The 15,882-nt window shown below is 68.5% G+C and carries 15 protein-coding genes; 4 read left to right on the top strand and 11 right to left on the bottom strand.

Features of this window, described 5'->3' with window-relative positions; all coding sequences use genetic code 11:
- Positions 1–16: 16 nt before the first annotated feature.
- The 9 genes from KVF89_RS11895 to KVF89_RS11935 all read right to left on the bottom strand — a co-directional run bounded on the left by KVF89_RS11895 (position 17) and on the right by KVF89_RS11935 (position 11,231).
- On the bottom strand, positions 17–694 hold the full coding sequence (locus tag KVF89_RS11895) for an HAD family hydrolase (protein WP_257425774.1): 678 nt from the start codon (positions 692–694) through the stop codon (positions 17–19).
- Positions 695–924: 230 nt separating this feature from the next.
- On the bottom strand, positions 925–2,475 hold the full coding sequence (locus KVF89_RS11900; protein ID WP_257425775.1) for a class I adenylate-forming enzyme family protein: 1,551 nt from the start codon (positions 2,473–2,475) through the stop codon (positions 925–927).
- Entirely contained in the window at positions 2,472–3,491 is a 1,020-nt protein-coding gene (locus KVF89_RS11905) for a formylglycine-generating enzyme family protein (RefSeq protein ID WP_306809343.1), read from the bottom strand. The genes KVF89_RS11900 and KVF89_RS11905 overlap by 4 nt, the downstream gene beginning before the upstream one ends.
- A gap of 49 nt (positions 3,492–3,540) precedes the next feature.
- Complete coding sequence (locus KVF89_RS11910) at positions 3,541–5,862, bottom strand: arylsulfatase (RefSeq protein WP_308212715.1); 2,322 nt, start codon at positions 5,860–5,862, stop codon at positions 3,541–3,543.
- On the bottom strand, positions 5,859–6,866 hold the full coding sequence (locus tag KVF89_RS11915) for an ABC transporter ATP-binding protein (RefSeq protein ID WP_257425777.1): 1,008 nt from the start codon (positions 6,864–6,866) through the stop codon (positions 5,859–5,861). The genes KVF89_RS11910 and KVF89_RS11915 overlap by 4 nt, the downstream gene beginning before the upstream one ends.
- The gene (locus tag KVF89_RS11920) at positions 6,863–7,846 is read right to left on the bottom strand and encodes an ABC transporter ATP-binding protein (RefSeq protein WP_257425778.1); all 984 of its coding nucleotides are present in this window, start codon (positions 7,844–7,846) and stop codon (positions 6,863–6,865) included. Before KVF89_RS11920 ends, KVF89_RS11915 begins: the two co-directional genes overlap by 4 nt.
- Entirely contained in the window at positions 7,843–8,619 is a 777-nt protein-coding gene (locus tag KVF89_RS11925; protein ID WP_257425779.1) for an ABC transporter permease, read from the bottom strand. The genes KVF89_RS11920 and KVF89_RS11925 overlap by 4 nt, the downstream gene beginning before the upstream one ends.
- Positions 8,620–8,707: 88 nt before the next feature.
- The gene (locus tag KVF89_RS11930) at positions 8,708–9,655 is read right to left on the bottom strand and encodes an ABC transporter permease (RefSeq protein WP_257425780.1); all 948 of its coding nucleotides are present in this window, start codon (positions 9,653–9,655) and stop codon (positions 8,708–8,710) included.
- A 28-nt stretch (positions 9,656–9,683) separates the two neighbouring features.
- The gene (locus KVF89_RS11935; protein WP_257425781.1) at positions 9,684–11,231 is read right to left on the bottom strand and encodes an ABC transporter substrate-binding protein; all 1,548 of its coding nucleotides are present in this window, start codon (positions 11,229–11,231) and stop codon (positions 9,684–9,686) included.
- A 457-nt stretch (positions 11,232–11,688) separates the two neighbouring features.
- On the opposite strand from KVF89_RS11935, the gene KVF89_RS11940 reads away from it, so the two are divergent.
- From KVF89_RS11940 to KVF89_RS11950, 3 genes are all read left to right on the top strand, one after another.
- Positions 11,689–12,513: an enoyl-CoA hydratase-related protein gene (locus tag KVF89_RS11940; protein WP_257425782.1), complete on the top strand. Its 825-nt coding sequence runs from the start codon at positions 11,689–11,691 to the stop codon at positions 12,511–12,513.
- Between the two features lie 98 nt (positions 12,514–12,611).
- Positions 12,612–12,938, top strand: a complete 327-nt coding sequence (locus KVF89_RS11945; protein WP_257425783.1) for a YidH family protein — start codon at positions 12,612–12,614, stop codon at positions 12,936–12,938.
- Positions 12,935–13,267, top strand: a complete 333-nt coding sequence (locus tag KVF89_RS11950; RefSeq protein ID WP_257425784.1) for a DUF202 domain-containing protein — start codon at positions 12,935–12,937, stop codon at positions 13,265–13,267. Before KVF89_RS11945 ends, KVF89_RS11950 begins: the two co-directional genes overlap by 4 nt.
- Before the next feature lie 54 nt (positions 13,268–13,321).
- On the opposite strand, the gene KVF89_RS11955 is transcribed toward KVF89_RS11950, so the two are convergent.
- Together KVF89_RS11955 and KVF89_RS11960 are read right to left on the bottom strand one after the other, a co-directional pair.
- Entirely contained in the window at positions 13,322–13,675 is a 354-nt protein-coding gene (locus tag KVF89_RS11955; protein WP_257425785.1) for a cupin domain-containing protein, read from the bottom strand.
- Positions 13,676–13,690: 15 nt separating this feature from the next.
- On the bottom strand, positions 13,691–15,031 hold the full coding sequence (locus KVF89_RS11960; protein ID WP_257425786.1) for an FAD-binding oxidoreductase: 1,341 nt from the start codon (positions 15,029–15,031) through the stop codon (positions 13,691–13,693).
- A 167-nt stretch (positions 15,032–15,198) separates the two neighbouring features.
- Between KVF89_RS11960 and KVF89_RS11965 the strand changes: the two genes are divergently transcribed.
- Positions 15,199–15,867, top strand: a complete 669-nt coding sequence (locus KVF89_RS11965; protein WP_257425787.1) for a lysophospholipid acyltransferase family protein — start codon at positions 15,199–15,201, stop codon at positions 15,865–15,867.
- Positions 15,868–15,882: the final 15 nt, after the last annotated feature.

Raw genomic sequence — 15,882 nt, forward strand, 5'->3', positions numbered from 1 at the left:
TAGGAGGAAAGAGGGCTCAACGGGAGGCGGTCGTGGGAGCGGGGAGGGACAGCGCCTCGCGGATACGGGGCAGGGACTCGTCGGCGGTGCGGTGCAGGATCCCCCGGATGCCCAGGCGAGCGGCACCCACGAGGTTGTGCTCGAGGTCGTCGACGAGCACGCACTCGCGCGGGTCGACGCCGATCCGCTCGCACGCGATGCGGTAGATCGCGCGAGAGGGCTTGCGCACGCCCACCTGTCCGGAGATGACCGTGACGTCGAAGAGCTCGTCGAGGTCGACGCGGGCGTAGCAGTCGCGGCCCAGGGAGTTGGAGACAAGCGCAACAGGGACCCTCGCGGCCCGCGCCTCCCGGATGAGGTCGACCATCGGCTGATCGAGATCGAGATGCGTGGCGAGACCGGCGAGGAGGCCCCGCGGCTCGACCCGACCGCCGGATTCGACGAGCGCGGCGGCGAAGGCGTCCTCGAAGCCTTCGTCGTCAAGCCGGCCCCTCTCGTGCTCGACGAGCGCGACGCGGGCGCCTTCATGGGTGGCGAGCACCCGCAGCGCGTCGTCGGGATCGAGGCCGGCACCCGCGCCAAGTGCCCGGAAGGCGCGCGCGATCGGGACGGTGAGCACTCCCCCGAAGTCGATGAGGAGGGCACGTGCGGAGGGTGCGACGACCTCGTTCGGGTCGGGCGATGTCGTCGTCATGCACTGGCTCCTCTGAACAGCGGGCTCACCCAACGTACTTGAACACAGATTCGGATTCAAGTCTTTACCTTCCACCTGTACGCATTTCCTGGGGACCTGCGGGCACGGCCGCCGAGAGCCGATGGAGCGCACCCGTCCACCGACGGCCGCGCCAACCGAACCGGATACGACCGGCTGGGACCGCTGGGCAGTCGCCGGGCCGCGGGTGATGCGACGTCTCGTGAGGTTGGTCAGGACGTGGTGATCGTGGCGTCGGCGGTCACCTGTGAGCGAGCCGGGCGGACTCCGCCGCGAAGCAGGTCGTCGCGGCTGATCTCGCGCTTGAGGATCTTCCCGGTCGCGCCCTTGGGCAGCGCCGGCACGACCTGGTAGACCCGCGGCACCTTGTAGGCCGCGAGCTGCTCGGAGAGCCAGGTGCGGAGCTCACCGAGGTCGACGTCCTGCCCGGCTCGCGGCACGACGATGGCGGCGACCTCCTCTCCGAGGCGCTCGTCCGGCAGGCCGACGACCGCGGCCTCGAGGATCGCGGGGTGGGTGTAGAGAACCTCCTCCACCTCCCGCGGGTAGACGTTGTAGCCGCCGCGGATGATCAGGTCCTTCATGCGGTCGACGATCCATAGGTGCCCGTCGGCATCCATGCGCCCCAGGTCGCCGGTCAGGAACCACGGGCCGTGCGTCACGGCGGCGGTGGCGTCGGGACGCTGCCAGTACTCACGCATCACACACGGACCGTCGATCGCGATCTCGCCGATCTCGCCGACGGCCACGGGGTTGCGCTCGGGATCGAGGATAGTGACGAGAACGCCCGGCAGGCCACGGCCGACACTGCCCTCCTTGCGCGCGCCGTCGACCTCGTTGAACGTCGCTGCGCCGGTGGTCTCGCTCAGGCCGTAGCCGTCGAGCACGGTCGCACCGAACCGCTCACGGAACGCCCGAGCCACCTGCAGCGGCATCGCCGCACCGCCCGAGCACGCCACCCGGAGGTCCGCGAAGTCCTCGACCCCCAGGTCGGTCTCGGCGTGGAGCATCTCGTTCCACATGGTCGGGACCCCAGCCATGACCGTGAGGCGGTGGTTCGCGGCCATCTCCAGCAGCCGAGCCCCGTGGAAGGGCCGCAGCACCGAGAACGACCCGCCGGCGTTGTAGATGGAGGCCATCACCGCGGCCTGGCCGAACACGTGGAAGAGCGGCAGCGCGGTGCCCATCCGGTCGTCGCCGGTAAGAGGCAGCGTCTCAGTGAACATCTCGCCGGTCACCAGCAGGTTGTGATGGGTCAACACCGCACCCTTGGGCCGGCCGGTGGTGCCGGAGGTGTAGAGCAGTACGGCGGCGTGCTCGGGTTCGACCTCGGCGGGGTCCGGCACCCCGGGTTCTGGCCCGCGCGGGTCGGCGCCGCCGGGCGCGAGAACCCACACCGGGATCCCGTTGCGCTCAGCGGCGCTCGTGATCGGCTCGGCCGTCTCGCTCCAGCCGACGGCCAGCGTGCAACCCGCGTCGTCGAGGAAGTACCCCAGCTCGCGGGAGGTGCTGAGGGTGTTGACCGTGACCGCGGTGGCTCCGAGGGAGAGCACCGCGTAGTAGACGTGGACGAACTCGGCGCTGGTCGGCACGACGATGAGGACGCGATCGCCGCGGCCGACCCCACGCTCGGTCAGCTCGTCGGCCGTCCTGGCGATGCCGTCGCGCAACTGGGCGTAGGTCCAGCTGCGCTGGGCCTCCCTGAGCGCGAGGCTGTCGGGTGAGGTCGTGGCGTGTCGCCAGATGTGAGTAGCAGCATTCATGTTCGAACTCCTTGCGAGGGCGGACTTTGTGGACCGCTCGGCGTGTCCGCAGGCGAGGCGTCGTTGGCACACCTGAAGCCGACGTTCGCGGATGTCGAGTCCGGGAAGTTCGACGAGCGCGCAGAGACGCGGTACCGGTAGCAGTAGCTGTCGTGGCACAGGTAGGAGCCACCTCGGAAGACCTTGCGGTCCCCTGCCGAGGGGCCTGGCGGGGCCGTGGCCGGCGAGCGCTGGTAATAGTCAGGCTGGAACCAGTCGGCACACCACTCCCAGACGTTCCCGACCATGTTGTAGAGCCCGTAGCCGTTGGGCCGGAACGACTTGGCTGGAGCAGTTGTCTCGTAGCCGTCCTCCGCCGTGTTCACGTGCGGGAAGTCGCCCTGAAAGATGTTGCACTGCCATCGAGCACCGGGCTTCAGGACGTCCCCCCATGGGAATCGCGAGCCGGACAGCCCGCCTCGTGCGGCGTACTCCCACTCGGCCTCGGTGGGCAACCGCTTCCCGGCCCAGTTCGCGAAGGCATGTGCGTCGTTCCACGTGACGTGAACTGCGGGATGGTTCGCCACCGCCGCCGAACCGCGCCCTTGGGGGTGCCTCCATGACGCTCCCCTCACAGCGACCCACCAGGGGGTGTCGGCAAGACGGTGCAGGACATCCTGCGGATCTGCCCGGACCGCCGCATGGAAGACCGCCGAGACTCCGAGATCCTCGGCGTCTGTGACATAGCCGGTGGCCTTGACGAACGTCGCGAACTGACTGACCGTGACAGCGCTCTCGTCGAGGTAGAAGTCATCCAGGACGACCTCGTGCACAGGAGTCTCGCCGTCAGCCACATAGCCGTCGCCGTGCTCGTCCCCCATCCAGAACCGTCCACCGGGGATGAGCACCTGACGGCGGTGGGAGCGAGGACCAGGCCGTACAGCGGGAGCGCCGGCGCCCGATCGTCGCTCGACCGCATCGCCGACCGCTGGGGCACAGCAGGCGGGTCGTCCTGAGTCGCTGTTCCGGTCGTTCATCGTACCTGCCCCGAGAGCTGGCCTCCCTGTAGATCCGTGCGAATCCCGCTCACTGAAGCGCCGTCTCGATCTGCGCGTTCACCGCGGGGGGCGTGGGTTCGGCGTCACCGCTGATCGAGATCCGCACCCAGTGGATCTCCCCGGAGAACGAGCCGTCCGGCTCCCGGTAGTCGTCGATCACAGGTGCACCCTCGAGGTCGCCACCGACGTCTGTGCTGCCGCTGGATCCGGTGTGGAACGGCACCGTCCGCTCGATGCGGCCGTTCGCGACCTCGTGGCCGTCCACGACGAGGCGGCCCGTTCCCCCCCGCCCGAAACCAGGCGCATCGTCGCACTCGAACTCGTAGCGGACCTCGTGCACACCGGGACCCAGCTGGTCCTGGGCGCACACGTCGTAGCGCTCGCGGGCGAACCAGTTGTACGAGTACTGCGGAACGCCCTGGTTGAGCCACAGCGTCCATCCGCCGAACCGCCCACCTTGCGAGACAATGGCGCCCTCTCCACCGTCCTCACCGACAGTGATCGAGGCGTGGACGACATGCGACTTGTTCTTGACATTGGGCACGGCCACCTCGTGCAACCGACGCATTCCCGGCCGCAGAACCATCTCTGTACGTCCCTTGAGCAGGTCGGGCCGACCCGCGATGTCGGAGTTGAACCGCTCCACCCGGCGGTCGTCCAACGGGAGCACACTGTTGGCCTTCGCCTCTCGCTCGAAGACCGCCTGCAGCTCCGCGAGCTTCTCCGGCATCTCCTCGGCGAGGTCGTCTGCCTGGCTCCAGTCCTCGGGGCTGTACAGCTCCCACCGGTCCTCGGCGAGGGGGATCGCCTGAGAGTGATCCCACGGGGTCACGTGCTTGGTGCAGGCGGTCCAGCCCTCGTGATAGATCCCACGGTTCCCGAACATCTCGAAGTACTGCGTGGTGTGCCGCTCCGCGGCCTGAGGGTCGTCGAACGAGTAGAGCATGCTGACGCCGTCGGTCCGCTGTTGAGTCGTGCCGTTCACGCTCTCCGGCAGCGGGAGCCCTGCCGCCTCCAGCACGGTAGGCATCACGTCGATGACATGGTGCCACTGTGTGCGCACCTCGCCTGTCTCCTTGATGCCTCGGGGCCAGTGGACGATAGTGCCGACTCGGGTGCCGCCCCAGTGCGAGGCGACCTGCTTGGTCCACTGGTACGGCGTGTTCGTGGCGTGCGCCCATCCGGCCGAGAAGTGGTTGTAGGCGCGTGGCCCTCCGACCTCGTCCAGCATGTCGAGCATCGCGTCGGAGGAGTCGTGGATACCGTTGAGGCTGGCGATCTCGTTGAGCGTGCCGTGGATGCCTCCCTCGGCGGACGCGCCGTTGTCGCCCATGATGTAGATGAACAAGGTGTTGTCGAACGCGTCCACCTCCTTCACCGCCCGGACCAGCCGTCCGACCTGCGCATCCGTGTGCTCGGCGAAACCGGCGAACGCCTCCATCAGCCGGGCCGCGACCGTTCGCTCGTCGTCCGTCAGGTCCTCCCATGCGGGGATCTCGTCATGACGTGAGGTCAGCGGACAGTCGGGCGGGACGACTCCGAGCTCCCGCTGGTGCGCGACGATGCGCTCGCGCTCGGCGTCCCAGCCCTGGTCGAACCGACCGCGGTACTTCTCGATCCACTCGCGGGGCACATGGTGCGGAGCATGTGTCGCGCCGAACGAGAGATAGAGGAAGAACGGCTTCTGCGGTGCCAGCACCTTCTGGGTCTGGACCCATTCGATCGACTTGTCCACGATGTCTTCACTGAAGTGGTAGCTCGCATCCTTCGGCGGCGAGACCGGCGTGGTGCCGTCGTACAGCAGCGGGGCATATTGGTTGGCCTCCCCCGCGACGATGCCGTAGAACCGCTCGAACCCCTCACCGGTGGGCCAGCGGTCGAATGGCCCGACCGGGCTGACCTCCCACGGGGGTGTTTGGTGCATCTTGCCGAACGCCCCGGTGTTGTACCCGTTCAGGCGGAGGACCTCGGCCAGGGTCGCGGCACTCCTCGGTCGTACTGAGGTGTAGCCGGGAACCGGTGTGGCCAGGTTGGTGATCGAGGCCATGTTGACGGCGTGATGGTTGCGACCTGTCATCAGAGCCTGACGGGTGGGACTGCAGAGAGCCGTGGTGTGGAATCGCGTGTACCGGAGCCCTGAGCCGGCCAGCTCCTCAGCAGTCGGTGACTGGGACGGCCCACCGAATGCCGATGTGGCACCGAATCCCATATCGTCGATCAGCACGATCACCACATTGGGAGCGCCCTCCGGTGCCGCAACCGACTCGAGGTTCAAGGCGCCGGAGCGAGTCGGCAGCTGTTGCAGCACCTCGTCCGGAATGGGGAGAACCGTGCGGTCGAGCTTGGTCACTGGGATGTACTCCTTCTCGTCGTGTCGACGACGCCTGTCGGAAAATGGCAAGCAGCGGCGTGGCTGGGGGAAATCGGAGTCAGCTCGGGCTCCGTGGTTCTGCAGATGTCGCGGGCGCCCGGGCAGCGCGGCGCGAACAGGCACCCGGCGGGGTCGCCTTGGGGCGTCTGGACTTCGATCGGGCGCCGAGTCGCCGAGCCGGGCTCCACACCAACCTCCAGGACCGAGTGCAACAAGAGGGAGGTGTAGTGGTGCTGGGGGTTCTCGAAGATCTGGTCGGACTCCCCCGTCTCGACGATCCTTCCCTTGTACATCACGGCCACCCGGTCACTGACGTGGCGGACGACACCGAGGTCGTGGGAGATGAACAGCGTGGTGAGGGAGAGCTCCCGCTTCAGGTGGTCCAGCAGGTTGAGGATCTGGGCCTGGACCGACACATCGAGGGCAGAGACCGCCTCGTCACAGACGAGGAGCTCCGGGTCCGTGGTGAGAGCTCGGGCGATCCCGACGCGCTGGGCCTGCCCCCCTGAGAGCTGCCGGGCCGACCGGTCGCCGAACCGTGCCGGGTCGAGCCCGACCAGGTCCAGGAGCTCATCCACCCGGGTGCGGGCCCTGGAGCTGGTCCAGCGGGCCAGACGCAGGGGCTCGGCCACCACCTGTCGCACCGTCCACCGAGGATTGACAGAGTTGTAGGGGTCCTGGAAGACCAGCTGCATCGACGAGCGCGCTTCCCTCAACGCACGGCCGCGGAGGGTGGTGAGCTCCGCACCGCCCAACGTGACACTGCCTGCGGTAGGAGGCCTGATACCGAGGACGGCACGCGCCGTCGTCGACTTGCCGCACCCGCTCTCTCCCACGAGCCCCAATGTCTCCCCACGGAACACGGTGAACGAGACCCCGTCCACCGCGTGGAAGGCTCGCTTCCCACGGCCATAGAGCTGTCGCAGGTCCTTGACCTGCAGGACCACCTCGCCGAGCTCCTGGTGGGCCGTATGGGCGCTCATCTCGACTCCTTCCCGACGGGGTGCCAGCACTCGAAGACGTGGTCTCCGGCAACCTCGCGCGTGACTGGCTGCTGCTTGCACTGACTCGTGACGAACCGACACCGTGGGGCGAAGGCGCACCCACTGATACCCAGCGCCAGGTCCGGAGGACCGCCAGGGATCGTCTGCAACGCCCCTCTGCCTGCGCGTGCCGACGGCAGGGACTCCAGCAGGGCCTGCGTGTACGGCATCTCGACATCCGCGAACAGCTCGGCTGCCGGCGCGCGCTCCACCACCCGTCCGGCGTACATGACCGCGACATCGTCGGCGTAGTGGGCCGCGACGCCCATGTCGTGGGTGATGAGCAGCACGGACATGTCACGGGAACGCTGAAGGCTGCGGAGCAGATCGAGGATCTGGACCTGCGTCGTCACGTCGAGCGCCGTCGTCGGCTCATCCGCCACCAGTACCTCAGGCTCGGCGGAGAGGGCCATGGCGATCGCGACCCGCTGACGCATCCCTCCCGAGAGCTCGTGCGGGTACTTCTTCGCGACACGTGCCGCGTCAGGCAGCTTGACCGAGTCCAGGTGTTCCAGCACCTTGGCCCGCACGGCTGAAGCACGGCGGTCGGGAAAGTGGATCTTGATGGCCTCCCCGACCTGGTCGCCGATGCGTCTCGTGGGGTTGAGCGCTCTGCTCGGGTCCTGGAAGATCATCGCGATCCTCCGTCCTCGGATGCTCCGCATGGCCGACTCGGACTTCCCGAGGAGCTCCTCCTGGTGCAACCGCATCGAGCCCGGACCGATGCGCGCACTGTGCGCCGGGAGCAGCCCCATCAGTGCGCGACCAGTGACCGACTTGCCCGACCCGGATTCTCCGATGAGGCACACCATCCGGCCGGCGCGCACCTCGAGGCTCACCCCGCGCAGGGCCCGGACCTCTCCACGCGGAGTCGAGAAGGCCACGTGCAGGTCCTCGATCGCGACCACCACGTCACTCATGCGGCACCCACCTTCCGGTCGGCGCGCATCCGCAGTCCCTCTCCCACGAGATTCAGGTTGAGAACGGTCAGGAACAAGAGGATGGCGGGCACGAAGGCAACGTGGGAGGCCATCGCCAGCTCGGTCTTGCCGTCCGCGAGCATGTTGCCCCACGTCGACTGCGGCGGACGCACACCCAGACCCAGGAACGACAGGCTCGACTCGATGACGATCGCGGTGCCTGTCGCCAGGAGGCCGTAGGCCAACAGGGACTGGAGCACAAGAGGAACGATGTGCCGCCTGAGCGTGTAACCCACGTTGGCTCCCGCCAAGGACGCAGCGACGACGAAGTCACTGTTGCGGATCTTGATGGCGTTGGCGCGAGCCAGTCGAACGTAGGCGGGAACGGTGTGACAGCAGATCGCCAGCACGATGTTCCGCACGCTCGGGCCGAGGAATGTCGCGATCGCGAGTGCCAGGATCAGCGAGGGGAATGCCAAGAAGATCTCCGTGAGCCTGCTGATGACCGCGTCCACCTTCCCACCGAGGAAGCCAGCAGTCACTCCGAGCAGGCCCCCGACGATGAACCCGATCGCAACGGCGGAGAACCCGACGAGCAGTGAGACCCGTCCGCCGTCGAGCGCTCGGGAGAGGACGTCCCTCCCCAGACCGTCGGTCCCCAGCAGATGACCCGGACTCAGCGGAGCGAGGCGTGCATCAGCGAGCGTCTGGCGCTCAGGGTCCGGGAGATTGAACAAGAAGGGGCCGAGAGTCACGGCGAGGACGAGAAGCACCAGCACTCCCGCCGGCACGAGCATCGCGCGGTTCTGGGCGAATGCGGAGGGGGCTCCCGCGGATCGTGCCCGCTTCGCGGTCGTGGTGTCAGCCATGCTGCTTCACCCTGGGGTCGATGAATCGGTAAAGGAGGTCGACCAGCGCGTTGATCAGCACGAAGGCGATCGCGATGAACATCACGATTCCTTGAACGGTCGTGGCGTCTCGCTGGTAGATCGAGGACACCAGCAGCTCGCCCAGCCCAGGCAGGGCGAAGAGGTGCTCGACGATCACGGCGCCCCCGAGCAGCACGCCGAACTGGAGTCCGACGATCGTCACGAACGGCAGGAGGGAGTTGCGCAGGACGTGCCTGATCATCACCGAGCGCATGGTGGCTCCCTTGGCCCGAGCCACGAGGGGGTACTCCTCGTCGCTCAGCTGGGCCACGAGGTCAGACCTGAGGACTCGCATGAAGATGGCTGCCTCGACGAACAGCAGGGACGCCACCGGCATGACCAGCGTTCGCACATGGGCCACAAGTCCCTCCGACCATGGGTTCCATCCTGTCGCCGGCAGCCAGCCCAGCTTCACGGAGAAGACGTAGATGAGCAGGATCCCGGCCAAGAACGGCGGCGCCGCGATGCCGGCGTAGGCACCCATGCTCAAGACCTTGTCCTGCCACCGGTTCCGGAACCGAGCAGCCACCAACGCAGTGGGGATGGCGAGCAGGACGGAGGCCGACAGGGTCACGACAGCCAGCTCCAACGTGACAGGCAGGCGGAGCCGGATCAACTCGGTCACCGGGTAGCCCATGGTGAGGGAATCCCCCAGATCACCGCGCATTGCGCTCGTGAGCCACTCCCAGTACCGAGACAACAGCGGGTCGTCCAGACCGAGCTCCGCTCGCAACGCCGCCTTGGCCTCCGGGCTGGCCCCCTCCCCGAGGACCGTCGTCGTGACGTCCCCGGGGAGGAGGTGGAGGAGAACGAAGGAGACAACCGTGACTCCGAACACCACGACGACCAGCTGGGCAGCTCTCAGAACGAGGTAGCGCACCGTGTGTCCTTCAGGTCAGCTCGAGATGTCATTCGGTCACGTAGGCGTCGCTCAACACCGTCCGGCCGTCAGGGGCGTCTGGGATGCCGCCCACGTGTGAACGCCACGCCTGGGGAAGGTCGTTGGAGAAGAGCCAGCACATCGGGGTCGCCTCTGCCAGCTTGTCCGAGATCCCGGCGTAGATCTCCTTGCGTCGAGATTCGTCCGTCTCCTGACGTCCCTCCCGGATGAGCCCTCCGACCTCCGGGTCCGCATAGCCGGTGGTGTTTAAGAACGCACCCTCGACGAAGGTGTTCGCGACGTTGCGGTCCGGCTCGACATCGCCCTGGTAGCGATACGGCATCGCCTCGTACTCCAGACTCGTTGCCCGCTCGATGGCCGTCGTCGTCTCGACGGCCTCGCCTGTGACATCGATGCCTGCTGCTTTCCACTGCGCCATGATGGCGTCCCCGAGAGACTTCGAGATGGACGCGACAGTCAGTGTGACGTCGAGCCCTCCGAGCTCGTCGACCAGCTCCTTGGCACGGTCGAGGTCATAGGACACATATCCCGCGGGGGTCTCGGCGGGACCGAAGGGATGGTCCGGTCCGAACGGCGAGCTGATGTCCGTGCCGTAGACCCCGAGGTTGACGGCCTGATTGATCGCATCGGCGTCCGTGGCGGCACACACCGCCTCACGTGCTCGCACGTCGTCGAACGGGGCGCGCGTGTTGTTCAGCGAGATCATGTTGTTGCCGAAACCCGACGGGTGGCTGACCACGACGGAATCGTTGCCCTCGGCGCTCTTGATGCTCTTCGGGTCGATGTTGTGGATGACGTCCACGGCTCCCGACGTGAGGCTCGCGTACCGCGCCTGCGCGTCAGGGATGAACTTCAAGGTCACCTTGTCGAGGTAGGGCCGCTCGGGGACGTAGTAGTCGTCGAACCGCTCCAGCTCCAACTCGTCGCCGGGGTTCTCGCGCACGAACTTGAAGGGCCCAGCGCCCACCGGGTTCTGGTCGATCTTGTCGCCGTACTTCTCCAGAGCGGTCGGCGAGACGATCCCGGACGCCACGCCACCGAGCCCGAGCCGGAGAAATGCGACGTCGGGGCTCTTCATGTTGATCTGGACGGTGCGTCCATCGACCACCTCGACGGTGTCCACGGATGCGAAGTAGGCCGCACTGGTGGACGGCGCCTTGGGATCCCGCACCCGGTCGAGGCTGATCTTGACGGCCTCGGCGTCGACAGGGGTTCCGTCGTGGAAGGTGGTGCCAGGACGCATCTTCACCGTGTAGCGCCGGCCGTCGTCGGACATCTCGACGGATTCCGCGAGCCCGGGCTCAACGGTGCCGTCGGGCTGGGCGTACACGAGCCTGTCATAGATCGCCTGGCTCGCGGTCCAGCTGCTGAACGTGGTGGCATCGTTCGGATCGGTCGTCCAAGCGATCTCGGTTGCCACGGTCAGCTCGCCGCCCTGCTGGGCTTTGCCGGTCGGGGTCCGGTCGGCGCTTCCGGCTCCTCCCCCGCATGCGGCGAGTGCCAGTGAACCCGCGACGACGAGCGGCGCGAGGCGATGCTTGGGGTTTCTCAACATGGGGTTCCTTCCGGGGCACCTTGGGGGGTGCAGCTAAGACTGATGCCGAGCCCTCACCATGTGTCGTGGGTCACCGGGCTCAAACATGAACTCATATTCAAGTACGGACGTCAAGAGCTGCTGACGGTTGTCTCGGATTCGAGAGATTCGTGTTGAATCCGAACTCAAGTGCGTCTAGCGTCACATACCCCCCAGCTTCCCCGGAGTCCACCCCCATGCCTGCGTGGCCTCCTCGACTCCGCGCCCGCCAGCCTCCGGCGCGGCGCGCTCACACGTGGCGTGACCCCGAACCAGGACGCCGGACCTCCGCAGCACTGTCGTCGCGTCTCGTCGTATCTCCCGGGCGTGGGACCGATGGCGGCGCCCCGCCCCTGCCGGTCTTCGGGTTGTGATCGGACGACAAATGAAGTTGAATCCGGGTTCGACTAAGTGCCACGACGGATCGAGAAGGGAACCGATGACGACCATCGAGACCGGCACGGACCACCTCCTGGCCAGCGTTGATGAGGGCGTGGGCACCCTCACGCTCAACCGGCCCGAGCGCCGCAACGCGCTGTCTCACGAGATGGTGGAGGCTCTGGGCCGGGCGATCCCTCTGCTGGACGAGGATCCCGAGGTCGGCTGCCTCGTGATCACCGGCGCCGGTGGCGCCTTCTGCTCCGGGGGTGACGTGCTCGACTTCCACGACAGTGGCGGCGAGGGCGGCGGGGCGGATGAGATCGACCCGACGGCCGTCGCGGAGCAGCTCGAGCACCAGAAGCTCACCGTGGGCGCGCTCTACCGCGCCCGGACCCCCGTCGTCGCCTCGCTCCCCGGTGCCGCCGCGGGCGCGGGCCTGGGCCTGGCGCTGGCCGCGGACCTGCGCGTCGGAAGCGCTCGCGCGCTCATGGTCACCGCCTTTGCGTCGGTCGGCCTCTCCGGCGACTTCGGCGTCGCCTGGCTGTTGCAGCGACTCGTCGGCCCGGCGAAGGCGCGCGAGCTGCTGTTCCTCAACCCGCGTGTGGACGCGCAGGCGGCCGCCGACCTCGGCCTGCTCGACCGGCTCTGCACCGAGCAGGAGCTCTCGGCCGCCACCACCACCCTCGCCAGGCGGCTCGCCGACGGGCCGCGGGGAGCACTCGCCGCGATCAAGCAGAACCTGGTCGACGCCGCCGACCAGACGCTGGAGGACTCTATGGCCGCCGAGATCCGCCGCCACAAGGCATGCGGGATCACGGCCGACCATATCGCCGCCGTGGCCGCCTTCGCCGCCAAGCAGAAGGCGGTGTTCAACCGGTCATGAAACGACCAGGCCGCGCCTCGGCAGCATCACGGACGGACGAGACTGCCCGGCCGAGGGGCAAGGACGGCAGGTGGCCGGGCTGGGTCTACGACGAAGGCGTGGAGCCCGACTACCGGTTCAGCTTTGCGAACGAGCGCACCTTTCTCGCCTGGGTCCGCACGTCTCTCGCATTGCTCGCAGCCGGGGTCGCCCTCGACGTCGTCGAGCTCTCGATCCCGAGCATCGCCCAGTACGCGATCGCGGTGCTCCTGGCAGCCCTGGGATTGCTCTCTGCGCTGGCGGCCTGGATCCGATGGGCCCGAGCCGAACGAGCCATTCGTCGCGGCGAGCCCCTGCCACACTTCGGTTTCGGCGCGTTGTTCGTCATCGTCGTGGTCGTCGCGGCCGTGGGGCTCATGGCTGCAGGTCTCGACAACACACCATGAGCCGAGCAATCGGCGATCCCGGAGAAGCGAACGAGCGCACCGCTCTGGGCTGGCAGCGCACCTCGCTCTCACTCGTCGCCGGCGCGGCGATCATGGCCCGGCTCACCGTCGACGCCCTCGGGCTGGCCGCGGTTCTCCCGCTGGCGGCCGCGCTCATCCTGGGTCTCTGGGTCTTCGCCGAGAGCCGAGCGCGCTACGACCACGACGCAGGAACCCGCGACCGGGCACGCCACCGAGGTGGACGCGCCCCCCTGAGCCTCGCGATCGCGACGGCGTTGATCGCCGCCACCGAGCTCGCCTCGCTCACGCTCGCTCACCAGAGGGGCTGACCAAGGAGCCAGACAGGGCGCCTCGGCGAAGTCGTCGGCCAGCACCACCAGCCATCAGCTCGGCTTCGCGTACGCCGCCACGCCGGTGTCGAGGATGACGCAGGCCTCGTCGCCGACGGTCCAGGCGTCGTGGCCGGGGTCGAGGTCGATGACGTCGCCCGGGCCGATGTCGAACTCGTCGCCGGCGTCGGGCTTGATCGTCATCCGGCCGGAGACGCAGATGCCGGTGTGGTGGACCTGGCAGGAGTCGGTGCCGGCGATGGGCTTGACGTCGTTCGACCAGCGCCAGCCGGGCTCGAAGGTGCCGCGGCCGAGGGTGAAGGCGCCGAGAGTGACGACGTCCATCTGACCGTGGTCCTGGAACGGGCGGCGCTCGTGGGGGCTGTCGATGCTCTGCTTGTCGGACATGTGCCTCTCCTCTGCTCAGACGGTGGCTCGGGGACGGATGTTCTGGTTGCCGGCGAAGACGTTGTCGGGGTCGTACTCCGACTTGATGGCGACGAGGCGCTCGTACTTCTCGGGGCCGAAGGCGGCCCTGATGCGCTCGTCGCCCTCGTCGCCGATGAAGTTGAGGTAGACGCCGCCCGTGGTGAAGGGGGCGTTGGCCCGGCGGTACTCCCGGACCCAGGCGATGTTGGCGTCGTCGTCGGCCGCCTCCTCCCAGGTCGCGAAGGGGTGGCTGACCCAGCGGGCGCCACGTTGGGTCAACGGGGTGGAGTCGGTGTCGACCCGGGCGACGGCGCCGCCCCAGGGAAGGAGGAGGTGCTGGGTCAGTGGAGAGCGACGGCGCGCGCCGGCGTCGAGGAAGACGTCGAGGGCGGCGTCGGGGAACGAGTCGTGGTAGTCGGCGCTCCAGTACTGACGGAGGCCCGGCGGGTCGTCGATCATCGACTGCAGCTGGGCGTACGGCATCGGGCCGACCAGGTCGACCTCCGGGGACAGGTCGCGCATGACCTGCACCAGGTCCTCCCCCACACCCCGGTCGCCGTTCCAGCAGACCGCGATCGCGATCAGCGGTTCGCCCTGCAGGTGCGGCGGGATGAACTCCTCCGGCGGACCGCTCAGCACGACCAAGCCGCTGCCGAGCTCGTCGGGGGCGTCGTCCGCCCAGTCCCGGAACGCCCGGGCCACCGCGACGCCCTGAGCGAGCGGCCAGGCCAGCAGCCCACCGAGGATGGTGGGCCCGACCGGGTGCAGCCGGAACTCCAGCGCGGTCACGACGCCGAAGTTGCCGCCGCCACCCTTGCTCGCCCAGAGCAGGTCCTGGTGCTGGTGCTCGTCGGCGCGGACCTCGCGGCCGTCGGCCGTGACGAGCTCGACCGCCAGCAGGTTGTCGCAGCTGAGGCCGTACTGGCGCTCCAGCCACCCCGAGCCGCCGCCGAGCGTCAGCCCCGCGACCCCGGTGGTGGACACCCGGCCACCGGTGGTGGCCAGTCCGTGCTCCTGGGCCGCTGCGTCGAACTCGGCCCACGTGCAGCCACCGCCGACCCGCGCGCGGCGGGCCGTCACATCGATCTCGACGCCCTTGATCGGACGTACGTCGACCACCAGGCCGTCGTCGTTGGTCGACTGCCCCGCCACCGAGTGCCCGCCCGAGCGTACGGCGACCGCGAGCCCGTCGCGTGCGGCGCGATCGAGCGCCTCCGCGACGTCCGAGGGGCCGGTGCAGGCCGCGATGACCCGCGGTCGCTTGTCGATCATCGCGTTGAACAGCCCGCGCTGCTCGTCGTACTCGGCCTCGCCGGGCCCACACCACCTGGTCATGCTGACCTCCAGACGCCTCCCCTGGGGCACCCACGATCCTCGGCGAGGCGCCGGTGGACATCCCACGGACTGGGGAAACGGCTCCACGGCCAGACACTCCGCAACGAGGTGAACGCCCCACTCCGGGTCGGGCGGTGGGCAAGGGAACCCGGCACTAGGCTGACCCCGTGCTCTACGAGGTCCTCCACACGACGGTTCCTCCGCTGGCGCGCGCCCTGTGGCGCCCGACCATCGAGGGCATCGAGAACGTGCCGCCGTCCGGGCCCGTGCTGCTCGCCAGCAACCACCTGAGCTTCGCCGACAGCGTGGTGATCCCGATCGTCGCGCCCCGCAAGGTCGTGTTCCTCGCGAAGGCCGAGTACTTCACCGGCTCCGGCATCCGCGGGCGGCTCTGCAGGGCCTGGTTCGAAGGTCTCGGCATGGTGCCGGTCGACCGCACCGACACCCGGGCGGCGCTGAACTCGCTCGACGTGGCGCTCGACGTGCTGGGTCGCGGGGACGCGTTCGGGATCTACCCCGAGGGCACCCGCTCCCGCGACGGACGGCTCTACCGGGGCCGCACCGGCGTCGCGCAGCTGGCCCTGACGGCAGGCGTACCCGTCGTTCCGGTCGGGCTGCTCGGCACCGCCGAGCTGCAGCCGCCCGACGCGACCTGGCCGCGCCGGGCGAAGGTGACGGTGCGTTTCGGCGAGCCGATCGACTTCACCGGGCGCTTCGACGGCCTCGCTCCCGGCCGGGCCCGGCGCGAGGCGACGGACGAGATCATGGCCGCGATCCACGCGCTGACCGGCCAGGAGCTCGCCGGCGCCTACAACGAGCGGCCCGCGGACGTCTGAGCACCGACGTCTGAG

It is taken from the genome of Nocardioides carbamazepini, from assembly GCF_024614185.1.
Classification (GTDB): Bacteria; Actinomycetota; Actinomycetes; order Propionibacteriales; family Nocardioidaceae; genus Nocardioides; species Nocardioides carbamazepini.